We start from the raw sequence: 19,269 nt of genomic DNA, 5'->3' as shown, positions 1-19,269 counted from the left end.
AGGGGCGCATCGTCGGGCCGGTCATGCACGTCCGCATGGAAGGCGAGGGTGCCCACCACGCGCCGGGTCAACGGCCGCAAGTGAAGGTCCAGGGCCGCGAGCGGGCCCGTGGCGCGCGTCGCGCGGAAGGCCTGCGCGGCGGAGTACCCGGAGCCGCAGTGGTGAGACAGCGCGGGCAGCGAAGGCGGGCGCGGCGCGAGGGGAAGGTCCTCGTCGCGCAGTCGATGTTGGACGTGGAATCGCACCTCGGAGAGCGCGCGGTCCCTGGGCACGGTGACTCGCGCGGACACGTTGCTGTCCGTGTCCACCGGCAGCGTCTGGCGCTCCTCGCCGTCGCTCCAGCGCTGGATGACCTCCAGCGTGTCCAGGGCGAGCTGAACGCGGTCGAACATGCCCAGCCCCGACGAGCGCAGCGCCACCGCCACCGCGCCGGCCTTGAGGTCCACCGGCCACGCGCGCTGGAGCGCGTCGCTCAAGGCGTCCTCCAACACCAGCTCCTGCCGGGGCAGCAGGGGCAGCGCATGGTGGAAGAACAGGGCGCCCGCTCCCACGCCCACGGTCGCCGTGAGGTCGGGAGGCCGTGCGGGTGCGCGCAGGGCGATGCTCGCCACCTGCGTCGCCGCCAGCGTCTTCGGCGTGCCCACCGGAGGCGGCGAGCTGCTGGCCTCCACGAACTCCACCAGGAGGCGGCTGGCGAGGATGCCGGGCAGCGGCGCGACGGCGTTCACCGACACCGTGTCCGACGGCGTCGGGGGATACCAGGCGCCACCCTCCGCGACGCTCAGCCGCCCCTTCTTCTCCGCCTGCGTGGGGGACGCGGGCAGCCGCACGTCCACCGAGGACAGGGGACGCCGAGCCCCCCAGTCCAGGCTGAGCCAGGTGATGGGCTGTCCGGGGTCCAGGACGGTCTGCCCGCCACTGGTGGCCAGCGTGGCGGTGGGCGCCAGGTTCACCGTCACGTCATCGGACGGCGCGCGGACGGTGAGTGCCGCGCGCACCAGCGCCACGCCCGCCGGCACGTCCAAGGCGACGACGAGGCCAGCGGTGTCCACCGGAACCTGTGCGGCCGTGGGAGGCGTGGCCGTCCCGGTATAGGTCAGCGTGGCACCGACGCGCGTATCACTCATGGGGGAGTCCTGACGTCGTGCTGGGAATCAGCGAGCGGCTTCCTTGATGTCCGTCACGGTGGCGGTGCCGCCCTCGGCCTTCGCGGGCAGCAGCTCCTGGAGCACCTGCATGGCGCCTTCGATGCGAAGCATCGTCTGCACCAGGTGCGAGCGCCTGGCCTCCAGCTCCGCCATCATCTTCTGACCTGCTTCGTGCTCGGCCCGGAGGTCCGCGAGGCGCTTCTCGATGGCATCCATCATGACTTCAGCTCCTGGTTCTGGAGACGCTGCTCGAGCGTCGCCAATCGTTCGTCGTACTGCTGCTTGAGTTCCTTGAGGGCCGCGATGGCGAGCACGCTGAAGGCCTGGTGGGCCAGCCCCTTGATGACCTTGCCGCCCGCGGACTCCAGCTTCAGCTCGCTGACCAGCTCCGGGAACACGGCCTCCACCTCCTGCGCCACCAGGCCCAGGTTGAGGTCCCCGGTGGTCTTCCAGTTGAAGCTCACCGGCCGCAGCGCCAGCACGCGCGGGAGGACGTCCTGGAGCGAGGTGATGTTGTCCTTCAGCGACGCGTCCGACGGGCCGCGCCAGATGCCGTCCTGCTGCATCCACTGGCCCAGGCCGTTGCTGTGGAACAGGTGGAAGTTGCCCTGGCCCTCGTAGCAGATGTCCATGAAGCGGCCGGAGCTGTTCTCCTGGATGCGCAGGCCCGCGTTGGATGCCTGCTGGAGGATGTGCAGCGGCGTGGACGGGCGGGGCGTCCCGATGCCGACGAAGCCATTGACCATCGTCATCCGATCCGCGCCGGACTGATTGAAGATGATGGAGTCGCCCGGCTCGTTCGTGCAGGCGATGACCAGCCGGCCGTTCTCCTCCTCACCCGGGAGCGGGTTGGGCACGCGGTAGTAGCGGATGAAGGCCGCGTCACCCGTTCCACCCCACGCGTCCTCGGGGAACTGGATGCCATTGCCATTGGCGTTGCCGATGGAGGGCATGATGGCGCCGCTGACGCGCAGGCCGCCGCCCTGGATGTCCAGCCGCGCGGTCGGCGTCGTGGTGCCGATGCCGACGCTGCCGTCCGCGCCCATCCACATCGTCTGGGTGCCATTGACGGTGAAGGAGAACGCGTTGCCTGGCCGGGCGCCCACGTCCCAGAACAGGCCCGTGGCGACGCCGCCGCTCAGGCCGTAGCGGATGGACGCGCGGTTCTCCGTCTTGTGCCAGACGACGTGGGGGTTGTTGATCATCAGGCCCGCGCCACCGCCGGCGCCGATGGTCACCTGCGCCGTGCCGCTGCCCCAGTCCGTCGTCGTGTTCACCACGAACCTGTCGAAGCCGGCGGCGGCCCCCGCGAGGCGGATGTCCAGCGCGCCCTGCGGGTCCGTCGTGTTGAGGCCCACGCTGCCACCGGCCTTGATGTGGATGCGCGGCGTGCCCAGGCCCGAGCCCGTGTCCGCGTCGCCTCCGTCCTCGGTGATCTGCAGGCCGGTGGCGGCGGCGCCTTGCTCACCGCGGAGCTGCCAGCTCTTGGTGCGGCTCCTCAGCACCAGCCCCGCGCCCTCCGTGCCGCCGGTGGTCCGGATGACGGCGCCAATGCCCCAGCCCGCCGCCTCGCCACTGCTCCGCAGCTCCAGGGCCGCGTTCTGGTTGCCGCCTCCCGGCGCGACGACGAGCAGCCGCTTGGTCCCCGCCGCCGCTCCGATGCCCACGTTGTGGGCCGTCACCGACAATGCGCCCGTGAGGCTGCCACCGGTGAGGGCCAGCTTCTGGGTGTCCAGGGCGCTCAGCCTGGTGGCGAGGTCCACGCCACCCACCGACATCGACACGGTGGCGTCCACCCGGTTCACCTTCAACACGGCGGTGGCGGAGATGCTGTCGCCATCCAGTTGCCGGCCATCGTCGGCGCCATGGTGGGTGTGGGCGCGGATCTCATCCCGCGTCTTGATCTGCATGTTGTTCCAGGTGTCCGCCAGGATGGGGTCACCGGACTTCGCGGTGTAGAAGGGATCACTCATGACTGGAACCTCGAGGTATCGAAGCGGGTCGCGGAGAAGACGCCGTCCCAGGCGAGCTTCTCCTGGGGATCTGGGAACTGTTCGTGCAACTCGATGGTGGAACCGAACGAGGTCAATGCGTCCTTCGGCTCCAGCTTCTCGGCCAGGGACGTCTCGACCTCCAGCCGGAGCGGTCCCTCGCTTGCGACGAGCGCCTCCGGAGGCAGGGGCAGCGTGAACTCGATGCGCGTGCGCACTCCGGCGCAGCGGCCGTACTCCAGCGCGCGCATCAACTCCCTCACCAGCCCAGGCAGCCCGGGCACCACCTGGTCCTCGTTGGGCACCTGGAGATGCGGCGGGATGTAGTCGACGGGGATGCGCAGCGTGCAGGTCGCGGGGGTGATCTCCGTCCAGTCGAGGCGCACGTCCGCGCGCGGCGTGTCTCGCACGAGCAGGGCCCATGCCGTCGCGGCTTCCCGTCGCTCCGTGTCCCAGCTCGTGAGGTAGGAGCGCACCTGTTGTTGGTCCAGCGTGTCGTAGCGCCAGTGGTTCTCGCCCAGCACCAGGTCCGGGACGCGCTGGTCCTCCTCGAACACGGAGAAGCGGGACTCGGGCGCATCGAAGCGCGTCAGGACGCCTGGGTCATCCAGGCTGGAGAAGCGGGTGGGGTGCGTGCGAATGACGGGGTTCTTCTTGGAGTCCACGGGGCTGCCGTCGATGAAGGCGGCTCGCGCATCACGCAAGGTCAGCGTGGAGTTCAGGGGCACCCGGCCCAGGAAGATGAGGTCGAGCCCGGACTGCTCGTGGCGGAAGACGGGCACGGCGATCTCCCGCTCCGTCGCCTTGAGGACGATGGCCGGCGACGCGGCTGTCAGCCCTCTGTTCGTGGCGATCAGCCGCTGGCCCCCGCTCACGTTGCGGAAGCTCGCGTTCGAGGGCGTCGGAGGGTTGTCCTCCAGCTCGACGCGAATCGTCCTGTAGGTGCCATCCGTGCGCGGCACGGAGAAGACGCCGACCGCGAGCTTCCCCTCCCAGGTGATGACCGGCGGCTGCCGTGCCATGTAGACCAGGGACACGAGTCGGAGCAGGGCGGGCGCGGAGGCCATGCCGGTGCGGTGCAGCTCCACCACGGTGGCGATGCGCTGGCGGAGGTAGTCGGCGGACTCTCCCCGGCGAGGCAGCAGGTTGTAGAGCGCGGCGAGCTGCCCCAGCTCCGAGTCCGCCTTGTTCTCCAGCGACGCCTCGACGGGGAAGCCCCGCGCGAGCGCGTGCCAGCGGGAACGCATCAGCCGCGTCAGGCCTCCCTCCATCTGCTCCAGCTCATGGGCGAGCGTGGAGAAGAAGAGGTTGATCTTCGTTCCGGATTGGAGAACGGGCGGCAGGTAGCCCACCATGCGACGTCTGCGTTGGTCCGCGCTCATCCGACCCCCACCAGCTCCGCCCCGCCGAACTGCAGCCGGACGTCGGCTCGCACCAGGAGCTGGGTGACCTGGTCAGGCACGACATGGGCGGGGTTCGTCGCCAGGACCAGGGTCGCCGTGAGGCCGGTCTCCAGGGTGACGTCGCAGCCCAGCAGCGCTTCGATGCGCGCCTGCGTCTTCAGGCTCTGCTGCAAGGAGTCGAAGGTGAGCTTCGCCTCGCGCCCCATCTGCGCGTCCTCGGAGAGCCGCGCCCCATACACGTCCAACGCGCCTCGCAGGGCTTCGCGGACCTGCTCGGCCGTGCGCGCTTCACCACTGGACAGCGAGACGACCAGGTTCAGCCGCCACATCGGCGCGCGCAGGCGGGTGATGCTCGGCAGCACCAGCACCAGGTCGATGCGCGCGGCCTCCAGGGGCTCCATCTTCCAATCGCGGTTGGCGCCGTACAGTCGGCCCGCCGTCTCCTTCACGAGGACCTTCTTGACGGGGGGACCCGGGTTGCTGCCCCAGACATACGTCTCCACCTGCAGCTCACTCACCCCGCGCACCGCGGGGTTGCCGAAGAGGATGGATTCCACCTTGCGGCGACTCACCGGCGAGCCCACCGGCAGCTCGTTCATGTGGAGCGCGAGCGCCTGCTGGAGCTCACGGCGGAGCCGGTCGAACGTCACCTCGTCCATCTCCGGATTCGTGGGCTCCACCTTGAAGCCCAGCTGGAAGAAGATGGTCTTCGCGTAGCGGAGCCGGACGTGGATGCCGGCGGCCTTCGTCTCCCGGATGGCGGCCTCGACGCGGCCCACGTTCTCGACGTCCGACTCGAAGTCGGTGTCGCCGACGAGGACATCGACGACGCCCGGAGGCGCGTCCGCGGGCTCCCTCACGGTGACCTGCTGCACGCCCTGCTGGCGCACGGCGGCGGCGATGGACTCCAGCGTGCCCTTCTCGCCATCCCGCAGCGCGGTGCGAGCGCGCGCGCGGAGGTTCTCGTCCGTCTCGTCGTCCGAGCCGCGCCGCAGGGGCGCCGGGTTGGTGACGGCTTCGATTCCCAGGATGGGCCTGGGCATCAGCGTCAGCCGGAAGGGATTGATGACGGGAGGCGCCTGGGCCGCGGCCTCCGAGTCCTCCTGGATCTCCTGCACGGGAATGAGGACCCGCGTGTCGCCCTTTCGCAGGGTGGCGTCCTCGAGAGTCTCGAAGAGGGGGAGCGGTTTTCCGTCCGCCGCGAGGCCCGTCAACTGCCGTCCCGCGGGGATGCCGATGTCCTCCGGCGCGGGGGCCGCGCGGCTCAGCTCCACTTCACCCGTGAGGCGCCCGGCGCGCGCGCGCTTGAGGCCCAGCACCGCGACGACGTTGTCCAGCGCGGCGCCTTCCGCCGTGTCGAGGTAGCCGGCGCGGTGGGCCAGCTCCATCATGGCGTAGAAGGTCGCCATCTCCCGCGCATACGCTTCGGCCAGGGTTCTCGCCATGCCACCGGCGTTGGGGTCCGTTCCCGGCCCCATGTTCTTCAGCAGCCGTTCGACGATGGCGCTGAAGGTGGTTGTCTCGGGAGGGATGAGGCTCAAAAGGAGATCTCCCACGTCATCTTCATGACCATGTTGGAGCCTCGATTGACCTCCTCGAAGCGGACCCGGTTGAAGAGGATCTTCGTGGTCTCCCCCAGGGTGATCTGGATGCCGGCCTCGGTGAGCGGCTGCACCGTGGCGTCGGTGAGGGCGGGCAGTGTGGCCGTCACGATGGCGCGCACCAGGCTGGAGCCGTCGCCCTGGGTGATGACCTCCACCCTGGGCGCCGGGTCAATGGCCTCGGCCGCCGGGCCCTTCAGCACGGTGTCTCCAGCGGCTGGCGCCTCGGTGCCAGTGCCCACGACGATGGACCAGTTGATGGGCAGCCCATTGACCCGGCCCATCAGCAGCTCGGCCACCAACCGCTTGCCCGAGGTGGTGATGAGGTTGGGAACCCGGCGCCGCTCCATCAGCGAGCCGTCCAGGTTGAGCAGCTCGAGGGTCAGCACTCCGTTCATGCCCTGCTTTTCCTTGCCGTTCATCTCGCTCTCCCGAAGTCGTGTCCGTACCCGTTGCCCACGCCGCCGCGCTCAACCCAGGTCGAGCGCCAGTCCCAGCTCCACCGCGTCACCGGTGATGGCCTTGATGCGGGCCCGCACATCCACCGCGCCCGGCACATCCGCCCGGGCCGTGACGCTCAACTGCAGCACCTCGTCCACGCGAGGGTCTTCCTTGATGGCCTGCCGCACATAGCGGCGCAGCAGCTCCAGGTTGGCGCGGTCCATCGGCTCGCCGATGAGGTCCGCCACGCGGCTGCCGTAGCGTTGGTGGCCCAGCTGCTCCAGGTGTCCCCGGTAGACGATGAGCCGCATCGTCAGGGCCTGGACGAGGTTGTCCTTGCCGCTCACCGTGGTGGCGCCGGTGTCGGTGGACCAGTCCAGGTCCACTCCGCCCGATTCCTTGAAGGCCAGGCGCAGGTCCGTCTTGAGCTCGTCCGCCATCAGAGCAACCTCCCCGGGCCCGCCGTCGCCCCGGGCGAGCTGGGAATGCCCGGGGAGACCTGGAGGCGCGACATCATCTGTGTGAGCGCGTTGGACAGCGTCTCGGCCATGGCGCCCGCGAGGTCCGGCGCGTTCTCGCCCCGGATGCCACCGGCCATGAGGAAGCCCAACGCAATCGGCTGGAGCATGGGCTTCGCGGGCGCGGCGCCCATGAGGCTGCCGGGCGACGACGTCACGAAGCCGGCGATGGCGATTCCCGGCGCCACCATCACCTGGACGGTGAAGAGGGTGAGGGCCTGCTCCACCGTCTGCGCGATGGCCTTCGCCAGCGCGTCGCGCTGCTCGCCGTTGATCTTGTTCGCCGCGAGCAGGCCCTTGGCGATGGGCTCTATCTGCGACGCCCCGGGGCCTCCCGCGGGCGGAGGCAGCATCATCCCGGGGCCGGCGGTGCTGCCCGCGCCCGGCGGCGGCGGCGCGGCGGCGGGGATGCCCGGCGTCACCATGGCCATGGAGGCGAAGAGCATGAAGGCCTGACCGCAGGCGTCACCGAGCGCGGTGGCCAGGTCCGGGGCGTTCTCTCCCCGGAGGCTCGCGGACTGCATCGCGCTCTTCGCCAGGGCGCCTATTTCGCTTCCGGTCGGGGCGGGCATGGCTACTTGGCCTTCACGTCCTTGGAGCCCTTGAGCGGAGCGCCAGTGAAGTAGCACTTGTGGCTCATCTCGGTGATGACGCCACTGCCTCCCTTGCCCAGGTCGATCTTCCCGGACGCGTCCACCGTGCAGTCCGTGCACTTGAGCTGCACGTTGCCTTCCACCTCCAGCGACAGGTCCGTCTTGCCCTTGATGGTGATGACGTCGTCCTGCTTCACCGTCACCACCGTCTCGCCGGCGGTGATGACCACCGACTGGTCCTGGTCGATGGCGATGGACGTCTTGCCCCCCGGAGGAGAGACGACGCGCCACTCGTCCGCCTCATGGATGGGCGGGTTGAGCTTGTCCGAGTACAGGCGTCCGGTGATGACCGGGCGGTTGGGGTCGCCATTCAGATACGTGATGACGACGAGGTCTCCGGCGTGAGGCGCGCTCACCATGCCGATGTGCGGCGTGGCGATGGGGACGCGGCGCAGCTCCAGGCCGCTCTCGCGCAGCTTCACGTGGCACTCGTGGTTGTTCGCGTCGCCGTCCGCGTGCGGGAAGGCGCTCGTCACCACGCCCAGATCGCCCAGGCGCAGCGACGCCAGCTCGTCCCGGATGATGGAGCGGATGATGGTGACCAGGTCGCTCACGTCGTGCCTCCCGCGAGCAGCGGCATGGTGCCAGCGCCCAGCGAGGGGGCGGGCGTCGTGGGCGGCGGCGCGGTGACCAGCGCCTCACCGAGCGCCTTGAGCGTCGCCTTGACTCCGATGACGGACTCACGGAGGGACGCGAGGGACTGCTTGGGCAGATAGCCCTGGAGGATGACGACGGCGCCGGCGCGAATCTTCTCGATGACCAGGTGCGCCGCGTGGGCCGCGCCAGCGAGCGGGGCGAGCGCCTCCATGCCCATGTCGCGCATCTCCTGCTCGGACTTGTCGCCAATGGCCTTGAGACCCTCCAGCGCGGGGTCCAGCTTCTCCAGCAGGTCGGGGATGGCCGCGACCTGCTCCAGCTTGGCGATCCACCCGATGATGAAGTCCATGGCCTTGCCCAGCGCGTCGATGCCCACCTTCACGGGCGCGCCGATGCCGAACTCGCGCACCAGTTCGACGATGGCGTTCACCGTGTCCGTCTTGAGCAGGTTGTCCACGGCGACGATGAGTCGGGTGATGCCGTCGACGATATCGGCGGTCGTGCTCACGGGAGGTTCTCCAGGTCCTTGAAGGGTCCGAGCGGGTCGAACCCGCCGATGGCCGTGCCCAGGGCGCCGGCTTCCTTGCCCACGGCCTGGAGCTTGGCGAGGAAGTCCCCGGCGCCCGCGATGCCCTTGATGACCTTGAGCGCGGCGCCCAGGTCCAGGCCCGTCATCTGCTCCAGGATGTTGATGCCCTCGGTGGCGAGCTTCTCGATGAACTCGCCCAGGCTGCCGGCCTGACTGAGAGACTGCACGAAGCCGATGATGGCGCCGGGGTTCACCTTGCCGAGCGCGCCCAGCAGGCTTCCGAAGTTCTTCCCCGACAGCGAGCCCTTGGTGCCGTTGACCACCGAGCCCAGCTCGCCCGGAGACAGGTGGCCGAGCAGGTCCGGGTTCGCGTCCACGGCGTCCATCAGCGACTCGGGGTTCTGGAGCACGCCCGCGGCGTCCGTGGAGCCCTTGGCCCAGGACTGCGCGTCGCCCGCCACCGCGTTGTTCACCGCGCCGACGCCCGCGTCCTGGGTGGCGGGGGGCTCGACGTACTCCTTGACGCGAAGGAAGAAGCTGAAGCGGTTCTGGTGGCCCGCGAGCTGACGGACCTGGAAGTCCGCGATGAGGACGTCGGTGAGGTCCGCTCCGGCGATGGCGTCCGAGGCGAACGACATCGGCGTCGCCTTCATCTGCGCCGTTCGCAGCTCCTCCAGCGCGGCCTGCGGGTCATCGCCCAGCAGCAGGCCTTCCATGACGACGGTGACGGGCTCGCGGCCCAGGTCCTGGAAGACGCTGCCGGACTGACCGGGCACGCGCTGCTGCACGAGGTTGCGCGCGTCCTCGGTGTAGATCTGCGTGAGCCCGATGAGCTCGATTTTTCCGATACGGACGGGCATGTCAGAGTTCCATCCGGGTGGTGAAGCCCGTGAGGGCATTCAGGGTGTGACGCACCGAGCGGACGCGAAGCACCTTCCCGGACAGCAGGGCCTCCACGGGGTGGCCCTCCGGGATGTCGTCCACCTTCACGAGGTCTCCAGGCTTCACGGCCGGAGCCCCCAGCACTTCGATGAAGCCGTGGAGCGGACGGGCCGCGAGTGCGCCCACGCGGGCCTTGGCCTGCGCTGACGCATCGGCGCCCGCGCGGACCGAGCCGTCCTTCACTTCGCGCGAGCTCTTTCCCGTGGAGCCCGCCTGCACCTTGCCGCTGGTGCCCAGCGCGGCCTTGCCATGGATGGGGGCCAGGTCGTCCACCAGCCAGTGCGCCTTCTTCTCGCCCTGGGAGCTGGCCGCGCCTTCGCCCCACACCTCGAAGCCGTCGATGGCGGGGAGCGGCTGTGCGACCTGCGTGCGCAGCACCTGCGAGTCGTAGACGAAGGTGTGGTCCGCGCCGCCCTGCTTGGGCGCCGTGAAGTGCACCTTGCCCTGGCCATCCGTGAAGACGTCGAAGCCGCTCTGCTCCGCGAGCCGGAGGATGTGCCGCAGGGCGCGAGGCCCGCGATGGAGCACGTAGCTGGGGAAGCTGGGCCCGTCGTCGATGGTGCCCGGCGTGCCGCCCGCCTTCTTCACAAGGTCGCGGACGATGGAGCCCGCGGACATCTGCTCATAGGCGCCCGACATGTCGAGCCGCGCGAGCTTCGCCAGGGCGTCGCCGCCGATGACGAGGGACGTATCCGTCGAGCCTCGGGCTTCCAGCACCAGGCCGGTGAAGACGGTGATGGCGCCGTCGCCGCCATCGAGGTCGATGGTCGTCTTGTCGCCCGGCGTGGGGAGGCCCGCGTCGGAGGGCACCAGCTCCACGGTGCACCGGCCGCCCGCGCCGTCCATGGTCAGCTCGCTGGTGATGGAGCGGATGAAGGCCTGGCCCTGGCGAGCCTTGTTGGAGGCGCGGAGCGAGCCGATCGTCACGGAGTATCCGATGCCGGCCATGGCTCAGACCTCCAGTCCGTGACGGCGTGCCGTCTCGCGAAGGATGTCCACCAGCGTGTCTTCCAGCGTGCGCCGGTCCATGCCCGACGTCGCGGTGTCGGTGCCCACCTGCACGTTCACGTTGAACGTGTTGCGGACCGCCGCGTTCGAGCCGGAGTCCTCGGCCGGAGTCGTGGCGGGGCGCGAGGAGCGCTCGACGGTGAGGGCCGCATGCGTGACTTGCTGCGCTCGCTCCAGGACCGGCGTCATCCCCTGGTTGACCTGACGCACGACCTGAGATGTGGCCAGAGAGGTCGGAGGTACCGCGCGCTCGGGCTCGGGCGATGAGGGCGCCGCCACGGGCTCGGGGGGAGTGAAGGTGAGGCGGGACTTGGGCCGGGAGCCCGAGGGCGCGACGGGGCGCACCACGGGCGGCGTCGAAGCGACCTCGGTCGGAGCGCGGGATGCGACGGGCGGCGTCGCGACCTCGGTCGGAGCACGGGTTGCGATGGGCGGCGTCGCGTTCCCGGTCGGAGCGCGGAACGCGGCGGGCGTCGGAGACAGCACGCGCAGGACGGGGAGCGCTGGCGGGATGCTCGTCCGAGCCTGGTCGAAGGCGTCGATGTTCGAGGCGGGGAGACGTGGAGCGACGCCCGTCGACGTGACGCTCTCGTAGTGAGGCCCCTGTCCTGAGTCCGGAGCCTCGTGGCGAGGAGCGCTCGAGTGAGCTTCCACGCGGAGCGCGGCGGGAGGACTGGCGCGCTGGAGCGTCGGTCCACTCTCGGTCGCCGGGGCCTCGGAGGGGGGCGGCAACGGCCGCATCAAGCGGACGACCTTTTGCTGAAGCGGTCGTGGCGCCGTGGCCTTGACGGAGACACGGAGCCCCGTGGCCGTGTCGTTGCTCGCCGGGGCTGGCTCGACGGGAGCACTGTGCGGTGACGACCCGAGCACGCTCTCCACTGTGGGGCTCGAAGCCAGCGCGCCACCGTCCGGGAGCTCCGAGCGTCGCGACGCTCCCGCCGAGAACTCCGCGGGCAACGACGACGTGTGTCGAGCACCCGCCTCGGGCCACGTCGAATGAATCGCTGGTGAGGTCGTGGTGCTCGGGTCGGTCGCGAGCACAGGTCCGGAGTCGCGCGAGTCGCTGGCCGTGGGCAGTCCGCCGCGCTTCGCCGAAGGAGCCAGGTCGCGCGGCGATGAATCCGCATGGCCCTCCACGGGAGCACGGCTCACGGCCCCAAGGGCCTCGGGAGCGCGCGGAGAGACCGGCGTCACGGGGATGCTCGAAGACGTGACGGCCCTTTGCGCGGAGGCAGCAACGGCCCCGGGTCGAGCCATCAGCGCTTCGGAGTGCCGGCCCGCGAGCGGGCCCGAGGTCGCATCGCTCTCGGCGTGGACAGGCGAAGGAGCTGAAGGCGCGGAGGGACGAGCCGTCGTGGCCCGTGCTTCCGTCGCGGGAAGCACCGTGGTCGCCTCGCGCTCCGAGGCAGACGGAGCGGTCTCCTCGTGCGAGCGCGAGCCCTGCTCCGGCGCGGGAGCGGGCAGCTTGACGCCGAGCTGTCGAGCGACACCTTCGAGTGCTCGAAACGCCGGGCGAGCGAGTCGCGAGGTCAGCTCGGTGGTGGTGAACGTCGTGCGCATCAGTCGTCCTCCACCTGAATGACCACCGCGTCGGGAAAGTCGGAGAGTCCCCTCGGCCTCGGAGTCGGGGCCGGGGTGGGAGCACGGGGCTCCGTGAGCTGCAACATCGCGAGCAACCGGTCCACCTCGGCGGCGGGAGTTGCCCAGACCTGGGATGGCATCCACCCCAGGGCACGACAGAGCTTCAACGTCACTTCCGCGAGGACGCGCGACTCCTTGCCGGAGGCGCGCAGGGTGCGGTCTTCATCGCGCTCATCCCCCGCGTTGAGCGTGACCACGGCATCCAGCAGCGCGGCGGTGCTGGCTCCATCCATCGCCTCCAGGGGCGCCGAGGGAACACACTCCACGACGGACACGGAGAGCATCGAGCGCAGGTAGCGCTCCAGGCTCAATTCCTTCGAGCCATCCGGTTGAGAGGTGAGGCTGTCCTCGAGCGCCCGGGAGCGCTCGGAGAAGGTCCAGGGCCGCAGCCGGGCACGCACGTCACCCGCCTGCACCCATCCTGGTGGTGGTGCCACGGGCGAAGGCTCCTTCGCCCCGCCCAGGGCCCACCACAGCGCGAGCGGTGCCAGCTCCGCGTGGAGCGACTCCGGCACACCCGAATCGCGCAGCACATCGAAAGCGAACCCCGCCGTATCGAAGGCCAGGCCCGCGCCATCCAGCCACGCGTGCAGGTCGAGCGCCCGCAGGTGCGCCTCGAAGCTCCACGGATGGAGTGCGAGACGCTCGCCGGTGGAGCACTCCACCTCCATGGCCCCGGAGCTGACTCCGGGGTGGAGGTGGAAGGTATGGCCGTCGATCTCCAGGGAGATGGGCGCCGTACCGGACTCCGTGCGTGAGCTGGCGGGCGCCTCCCTCACGGCCTACTCCTCGCGGATGCGCGTCGCCGTGAAGGCGTACGTCGTGGCGGCGCTGCCGTGCGCGTCCATCTGGAACGACTTGCCCTCGACGAAGCAGTCGTCGAAGGACAGGGTGCGCGTGTCGTCCGTGCCCTCGGTGCGCTTGAGGTTCGCCACGAGCTGGAACTTGCCGCGCTCGGAGAGCAGGGTGTCCAGCTTCACGGCCGCGGAGCGGATGACCAGCTCACCGATGACGGTGCGCAGGCCGAAGATGACGTCGACGCGCTCGTTGGACCCGATGGCGCGGATGTCCTCGCGCTCGGTGACCACTCGGAATGCGATGGACTGGAGGCCGTCCACGGCCTCTCCGTCGACGAGGATGCTGCTACGGTTGGCTGAGAATACCGTTGGCATCGGTGCGTTCCTTCATCAGACCTGGACCGTGATGGTCGCGTAGATGTAATCGATGGCACGCACGGGTCTGACGGCCATGTTGACCCTGACGATTCCGAGCGCGAAGTCCGCCTGCGAGGAATAGACCTCCACCTTGAAGGCGGGATCCTTCCCGTCGGTGGAGGGGACGATGGCGCCGTCCTTCTGCATCTGCACCAGCGCCTCCACCAGCTTCTGCTTCAGGGCGCTGCGCCCGTCGGCGTTGTTGAGCAACCCGATGAACAGGTCACCCACCATCTTCAACGTGCGCACCGCGCGGTCCGCCACGCGGCGGACGTTGATCTGGTCTCCATCCGTCGTCAGGCCGCGCACGACGATGGTGCCCCGGCCGCGCTCCGTGACGACGGGGACGACGTAGGCGCGCAAGAGCGCCTTCTGGTCCTCCACGCCCACCAGCAGCTCGTCCAGCCCGGAGACGCGCTTGAACGTGGGTGACTGGTGCGGCGCCAGGCTTCCCACCAGGCCGGCGACCGCGCCCACCGTGCCGTGGGGCGCCACGAGCACGAAGCGATCACTGACCAGGTTGGTGGCGAGCTGGGCGTGCTCCGTCATCGTCCCGCCGGGCGGAACCTGCCCGAAGCCGAGCCGGCCCTTGCTCTCGCCGCTCAGCGTGTTGCAGTGGCTGATGACGTCGCCGTAGATGCGCGTCAGCTTGGCCCGGTCGGTGAAGTCCTGCACCGCCGCGAGCACCAGGTCCACGTCCGGCTGGTCCTTCAGGCGGCCCAGCGCCGTGGCGTATTCGTCCGGCGTGGCGTCCTTGCCCGTGGTGAGCGTGTACGTGCCCGCGGTGGGCCAGCCCACGCCCTTCGTCGTGTCCACCTTGATGAACGACGAGGTGTCCAGCGACGAGGTCAGCGACGCCGAGTTGATGTTGCGCAGCACCTCCACCGAACCGCTGCCGGGGTGGGTGACCTCCACGTCGAATGACACCTTCAGGTCGATGTTGTCGCGGTAGGTGACCTTCAGCGTGATGCCGTTGGCCCAGAGGCCAGGGACTCGCGCCACGAAGGTCGCGCCGAACTTGTCGCCGACGTGTCCCGCCGGATACTTGCTGTTGTCGGCCGCGACGGCGATCGACGCGGCGGTGCCGGCCGTGGCGGGCAGGGGCGAAATCACCAGCTCGGAGACGCCATTGTCCAACGCCTGGCGCGCCTCGGGGAGGCTGTAGGCGCTCGCGCGCCCGGCCACCTCCAGGAAGCGAGACCAGCTGCTGGCGCGGACGACCGTGCCGTTGGCTGACTCCAAGAAGCCTGTGATTCCAAGAACCCCAGACGGTGCAAGCTGTTGGGGCAACACTTCCTTGACGACCGTTACCTGGACACCAGGAATGATGAGACCTGTGGCCATACGCTCCCCGACCCTCGCATGCGAGGGGGTGGAAAACCCTGCTCCGGGTGCAGGTTCCCTGGACCGCGTACCTGGGCTCACGCCCACCCCTGGCGGGGCACGGTCCTAATTCATAGACACTGGATTGAGAAAAGCGTGCTCAGGGCCGTGACGACACGCTGAATACACTGGCGGCGAGCCAAGACGCCCGCGACACACCAGGAGCTGTGACAGACGACTGGGGTTGAATCAGGGATTGGTGGCGGGAATCTGCACGCCCGTCTTGCGAAGCGCGGCGATGGTGGCGGCCGCCAACGTGGAGACCTCGCCGATGATCGCCTTGCCCACGTTGAGCAGCAGGTCGACGATGGCGACGATGTGCTCGACACCGGCTCCCACGAAGTCGACGATGATGTTCAGGAACCGCTGTCCCGTCAGCGCCAGGTTCCGCGCGGAGTCAGGCAGCAGATCCAGCGTGGAGTTCACCAGGTCGCGGCCCGCCTCCAGGACGTCCTTGATGGAGGTGACGACCTGCGGGTCCATCAGCGGCTTGATGAGACCTTCGACCTGCTTGAGCACCGAGCTCAGCACGTTGCGTACCGGCGTCCAGATGACGGCAATCTTGTCGGTGATCGACTTGAAACCCGTACCGCTCACGGCCAGATACAGTTTGTACAACGCCTGCTCGACCTGGATGGCGATGTTGTCCACCGTGGCCAGGGCGTCGGAAACGTTCGTCGCTGCGTCTGCTGCCATGGATGTATCCCCCTCAAGTGAAAATGAGTGCGTCCATGCGGAACATGAACGCATGCGCACAGTATGTTAGCGAACACACCGGTTTCAAGGGTTTATCAGGTAGGCCGAGAAACGGCCGCTGAGCCCTACCATTTCAGGGTTGTCCTTGTTGACCCCGGAGCAGGGTGACGCAGGAGGTCGAGGGGCGCGGGGTGGATGAAGGGGAAAGTGATCCCGCGCCCCTCTGGGAACCGCCGCTCAGGGGTCCGACAGGAGGAACGGAATCCGGTAGGAGCGTGCGGCGGCGGGGAAGCCCCCAGAGGTCGCCGCGGCGACGTAGTCGGTCAGGTTGGGGAAGGCGTGGTCGCGATCAACCACGCCGCCCAGCCCCAGCCACGATGCCAGGGTGAAGCCGTACTGGTCCACGGAGAGTGAAGGCAACCAGCGGCCCTTGGCGTCGACGGAGTCCAGGTTGTTCATGGCGCCTGCGGACAGGTCCAGGTTGGGGAAGGTGCCGTGGAGGCGGCGGCCCTGGACGCGATCTCCCAGGACGATGGCGTGGCTGCCCCAGCCGTGGTCGGAGCCCTTGTCTGAGTTCTCGGCCAGCGTCCTCCCGAAGTCGCTCATGGTGAAGAGCGTGGCCTGGGGAGGATTCACGCCGAAGAGGCCCTCGGTCTTCAGGCGGGTCATCGCCTGCTGGAAGGCGTCCAGCGCGAAGTCGACCTGGAGGAGCAGGGCGTTCTGCGTGGCCTCCTGGCCCACGTGCGTGTCGAAGCCGCCGAGCCCCACGGAGAACATCTGTCGGCGCACGCCCAGCCCACCGCTCGCGGACGGCGCCGCGCCGGCGATCAGGTCCCGGACCACCTGGTACAGCTGCGTGTGCAGCGTCCAGCCCGTCACGCCCTGGGGCGCGGTGAAGAGGCCGTCGATGTGTTGTTGTGTCGCCAGCGGCAGCGCGCTCCAGGCGGCGTCTCGTGCGGCGGCGCGCGCGGCGGAGAACGTCTGCGCGGTGGTGAAGACGCCGCCGTAGGAGGCCTCCAGCGTGACGTTGTTGTGCAGCGCCACCACGTCCGCGAGCGCCTCCGTGCGCAGGGTGTTGAAGTCCGCGTCGGCCGTCTGCTTCAGCTCGAGGACTCCCGAGGACGACACCATCATCGCCTGGCGCTCGGCGCCCGTGGTGTACAGGGCCTTGCCGCCAAAGGACGTCACCTCCGGGTAGTCGCCGGGGTTGAGCGTGTGGAGTCGGTCAGCGGTGCGTCCGCCCCAGCCGGTGGCCTTGCCCTCGAGCGCTGGCGGCAGGTCCACGGTGGAGGGGTTGGAGATGCCGCTGGCCCAGGCGTCCTGCTGGTCACTGTGCGAGAAGAGGTTGTCGGGCCGGGGCACGTCGCCCAGCTCGTAGTTCACCTTGCGCATGGGCAGGGTGAGCGGCCCCACGTTGCAGACGAAGGCCGCGCGCTCCGCCTCGAACAGCGCCTGGAGCTTCTGCAGCGAGGGATGGAGCCCATAGGCGCCCGGCGCCATGCCCACGGGGTTGATGGGCCGCAGGTCGTTCAGCGGGATGCCGAGCGTGGAGCGCGCGTCGAGGTACTGCGCGTGGGTGCCGCTGTCCCGGGGGACGAGCACGTTGTTGGTGTCATTGCCGCCCAGCAGAAAGACACACACCGTCGCGCGATATCCGGCATAGCCAGACAGCGTCGCGGCGGCGGCGTTCCCGAGCCAACCAGGCATGGGGGCGGAGACCGCCAGATACCCCAGGCCGAGCGAGGTGCCACGGAGGAATTGTCGTCGTGAGAAGCTCATGGGCTACCTCTGGATCTGGAATTCGGGAGCGAGGGACGTGAGGTAGACGGCGAGCTTCTTCCTGCGCGCGGTGTCACCGGCATCCGGGTGGGAGATGGCATTGAGGACGACATCCCTCAGCTCCGGGGACATGGTGCCGTGCAGGAAGTAGCGGTTGAGCCATTGCACCGTGTCGCTGGAGTTGACGGGGAGGATGCTCAGGTCGATGAGGACCCCTGCGTTGGCCGTGGCGTTCACGAAGAGCAGGTCGTGCGTCACATTGGCGCGCGCGGTGATGGTGGCCGTGTCCAGGATGGCGAACTCGGGACCGAGCAGTCCGCCGCCGCCCGGGGCGGGCGCGTTGGGCGGGTAGTAGCTGAAGACAGACGGCGGCTGGGGAACGTATTGGCCCATGGACTGGCTCCAGGTGCTCAGCTTCGAGCCCGGGTCCAGCGAGCCCGACGTGTCGAGTGTTCCCTTCAGCCCGCGGACGAGCGTGGTGACGTGGAGCGCCGGAGAGCGCAGGTGACCGAAGGTCGCGAGCTGCGCGGCGGGAGCCGTGGGGCCCCGAGCCTCGTCGTGCTGGAGGATCCGGCGGATCACCGCGCGCAGGTCTCCCCGGGCGCCGGTGCCGTTGTTCTTGAAGATGTTGACCACGTCCTGCACGTACTCGGGGCTGGGGTTGCTGGTGACCAGGTGCTGGATGAGCTGCTTGCAGATGAAGGGCGGCAGGTTCGGGTCGTCGAAGACGTTGTCGAGTGCCTCCTTCAGGTGCTGGCGAGGTGTGCCGTTGGGGGTGGTCCACACGCCCCGGAGCAGTTCCTTCGACGTGCCGTCGTGGTTCACCGCGCAGTCCATCATCTGCGCCGCGTACGTCGGCGGATTCGTCCGGCCGACGGTGGGGCAGGTGGGCGCGGCATACGTCCAACCGGAGAGGGCGTGGGCGAACGCCTGGACCTGCGCCTCGGTGTAGGAGGGCGTCGTCCGGCCCAGGTTGTCCAGCACCGGGGTGCCGTTCTCATTCAGCTTGTGGAGGCCGAGCGTGAAGAGCTGGAGCATCTCCCGCGCGTAGTTCTCGTTGGGCTCGATGGGCTGGCCGTTGGGCTTGAAGGCCCGGTTGTTGGCCATGTCCAGGTACGTGCCCATGGCGGGGTGCAGCGTCACGTCCTCCATGAGCTGGCGGAAGTTGCCGAACGAGCGCTGGGACAGGAGGTTGAGGTAGCTGGCCATCGCCACGCGCGGCTCGGACTCCGGCGTGGACATGACGTTGGGGATGCCATTCTGGGAGACGACGAGGATCTGGCTCAGCGCGAAGGCGACGCGCAGCCGGAGCTGGTCCTGTCCGTGGATGGCATGGACGAAGAACTGCGAGCCCAGGTCCTGGGTCGCCAGTCCGTCGAAGGTGGAGCGGGGCGCGGCGATCTGGTCGGTGATGGCCTGACGGATGCCCACCGTCATGACGTGCTCGACGGTGTCGATGGGCGGCGTCGGTGCGCCAAAGGCCTGCCGGGGGCCGAAGGTCGCCTGCTCCAGGAACCGCAGGGCGTTGGGCTCGGTGGGCGTGTCGAGTGGCTCGGCGCGTTGCTCCTGTTGTCCTGGCGCGTCGAGGGATGGGGTGTGGGGTGTGGGAGGGCCCTCGTCGGGTGCGCAAGCGGCCACGCACACGGCGAGGGTGAGAGTGAGGCGTCGAATCATCCGGAGGTGCTCCTTCAGTTGGTTCGCGAAGGGGGAAGAGACTCCCCCAAG

Annotated in this window: 19 protein-coding genes; all 19 read right to left on the bottom strand. The window is 69.2% G+C overall.

Annotated features, from left to right (window positions below; all coding sequences use genetic code 11):
* The coding region (locus ACN469_RS37595; protein WP_498776176.1) for a hypothetical protein at positions 1 to 1,127 on the bottom strand (1,127 nt) is incomplete at its 3' end.
* Positions 1,128 to 1,154: 27 nt separating this feature from the next.
* A complete protein-coding gene (locus ACN469_RS37590) occupies positions 1,155 to 1,367 on the bottom strand; it encodes a hypothetical protein (RefSeq protein WP_498776175.1) in 213 nt (70 codons plus the stop codon).
* Positions 1,364 to 3,121: a tail fiber domain-containing protein gene (locus ACN469_RS37585; protein WP_498776174.1), complete on the bottom strand. Its 1,758-nt coding sequence runs from the start codon at positions 3,119 to 3,121 to the stop codon at positions 1,364 to 1,366. The genes ACN469_RS37590 and ACN469_RS37585 overlap by 4 nt, the downstream gene beginning before the upstream one ends.
* Complete coding sequence (locus ACN469_RS37580) at positions 3,118 to 4,521, bottom strand: hypothetical protein (RefSeq protein ID WP_498776172.1); 1,404 nt, start codon at positions 4,519 to 4,521, stop codon at positions 3,118 to 3,120. The genes ACN469_RS37585 and ACN469_RS37580 overlap by 4 nt, the downstream gene beginning before the upstream one ends.
* The gene (locus tag ACN469_RS37575) at positions 4,518 to 6,083 is read right to left on the bottom strand and encodes a hypothetical protein (protein WP_498776171.1); all 1,566 of its coding nucleotides are present in this window, start codon (positions 6,081 to 6,083) and stop codon (positions 4,518 to 4,520) included. The genes ACN469_RS37580 and ACN469_RS37575 overlap by 4 nt, the downstream gene beginning before the upstream one ends.
* Positions 6,080 to 6,565, bottom strand: coding sequence for a hypothetical protein (locus tag ACN469_RS37570; RefSeq protein ID WP_498776169.1), 486 nt, complete (start codon positions 6,563 to 6,565; stop codon positions 6,080 to 6,082). The genes ACN469_RS37575 and ACN469_RS37570 overlap by 4 nt, the downstream gene beginning before the upstream one ends.
* Before the next feature lie 48 nt (positions 6,566 to 6,613).
* Positions 6,614 to 7,024 (bottom strand): contractile injection system sheath initiator, encoded by a 411-nt coding sequence (locus tag ACN469_RS37565; RefSeq protein ID WP_498776167.1) that lies wholly within the window; start codon positions 7,022 to 7,024, stop codon positions 6,614 to 6,616.
* Entirely contained in the window at positions 7,024 to 7,674 is a 651-nt protein-coding gene (locus tag ACN469_RS37560) for a hypothetical protein (RefSeq protein ID WP_498776166.1), read from the bottom strand. The genes ACN469_RS37565 and ACN469_RS37560 overlap by 1 nt, the downstream gene beginning before the upstream one ends.
* Positions 7,675 to 7,676: 2 nt before the next feature.
* Entirely contained in the window at positions 7,677 to 8,309 is a 633-nt protein-coding gene (locus ACN469_RS37555; RefSeq protein ID WP_498776164.1) for a phage baseplate assembly protein V, read from the bottom strand.
* Positions 8,306 to 8,860 carry a hypothetical protein gene (locus ACN469_RS37550; protein ID WP_498776162.1) on the bottom strand — a complete coding sequence of 185 codons (555 nt, stop codon included), beginning with the start codon at positions 8,858 to 8,860 and terminating at the stop codon, positions 8,306 to 8,308. The genes ACN469_RS37555 and ACN469_RS37550 overlap by 4 nt, the downstream gene beginning before the upstream one ends.
* Entirely contained in the window at positions 8,857 to 9,741 is an 885-nt protein-coding gene (locus ACN469_RS37545) for a hypothetical protein (RefSeq protein WP_498776160.1), read from the bottom strand. The genes ACN469_RS37550 and ACN469_RS37545 overlap by 4 nt, the downstream gene beginning before the upstream one ends.
* A 1-nt stretch (position 9,742) precedes the next feature.
* On the bottom strand, positions 9,743 to 10,771 hold the full coding sequence (locus ACN469_RS37540) for a hypothetical protein (RefSeq protein ID WP_498776159.1): 1,029 nt from the start codon (positions 10,769 to 10,771) through the stop codon (positions 9,743 to 9,745).
* A gap of 3 nt (positions 10,772 to 10,774) precedes the next feature.
* On the bottom strand, positions 10,775 to 12,391 hold the full coding sequence (locus ACN469_RS37535; RefSeq protein ID WP_498776158.1) for a hypothetical protein: 1,617 nt from the start codon (positions 12,389 to 12,391) through the stop codon (positions 10,775 to 10,777).
* The gene (locus tag ACN469_RS37530; RefSeq protein ID WP_498776156.1) at positions 12,391 to 13,251 is read right to left on the bottom strand and encodes a hypothetical protein; all 861 of its coding nucleotides are present in this window, start codon (positions 13,249 to 13,251) and stop codon (positions 12,391 to 12,393) included. The genes ACN469_RS37535 and ACN469_RS37530 overlap by 1 nt, the downstream gene beginning before the upstream one ends.
* A 3-nt stretch (positions 13,252 to 13,254) precedes the next feature.
* The gene (locus tag ACN469_RS37525; protein ID WP_141640601.1) at positions 13,255 to 13,644 is read right to left on the bottom strand and encodes a hypothetical protein; all 390 of its coding nucleotides are present in this window, start codon (positions 13,642 to 13,644) and stop codon (positions 13,255 to 13,257) included.
* 15 nt (positions 13,645 to 13,659) lie between these two features.
* Entirely contained in the window at positions 13,660 to 14,928 is a 1,269-nt protein-coding gene (locus ACN469_RS37520) for a phage tail sheath C-terminal domain-containing protein (RefSeq protein ID WP_498776154.1), read from the bottom strand.
* 330 nt (positions 14,929 to 15,258) lie between these two features.
* Positions 15,259 to 15,765 (bottom strand): hypothetical protein, encoded by a 507-nt coding sequence (locus tag ACN469_RS37515; RefSeq protein WP_253996579.1) that lies wholly within the window; start codon positions 15,763 to 15,765, stop codon positions 15,259 to 15,261.
* 237 nt (positions 15,766 to 16,002) lie between these two features.
* Positions 16,003 to 17,544, bottom strand: a complete 1,542-nt coding sequence (locus ACN469_RS37510) for a DUF1501 domain-containing protein (protein WP_498776153.1) — start codon at positions 17,542 to 17,544, stop codon at positions 16,003 to 16,005.
* Between the two features lie 3 nt (positions 17,545 to 17,547).
* Positions 17,548 to 19,218, bottom strand: a complete 1,671-nt coding sequence (locus ACN469_RS37505; RefSeq protein WP_498776152.1) for a DUF1800 domain-containing protein — start codon at positions 19,216 to 19,218, stop codon at positions 17,548 to 17,550.
* Positions 19,219 to 19,269 lie beyond the last annotated feature (51 nt).

It is taken from the genome of Corallococcus terminator, assembly GCF_049194865.1.
Lineage (GTDB): Bacteria > Myxococcota > Myxococcia > Myxococcales > Myxococcaceae > Myxococcus > Myxococcus terminator_A.
The sequence above is the reverse complement of the archived record's forward strand: the minus strand, read 5'-3'. Positions and strand labels throughout refer to the sequence as shown.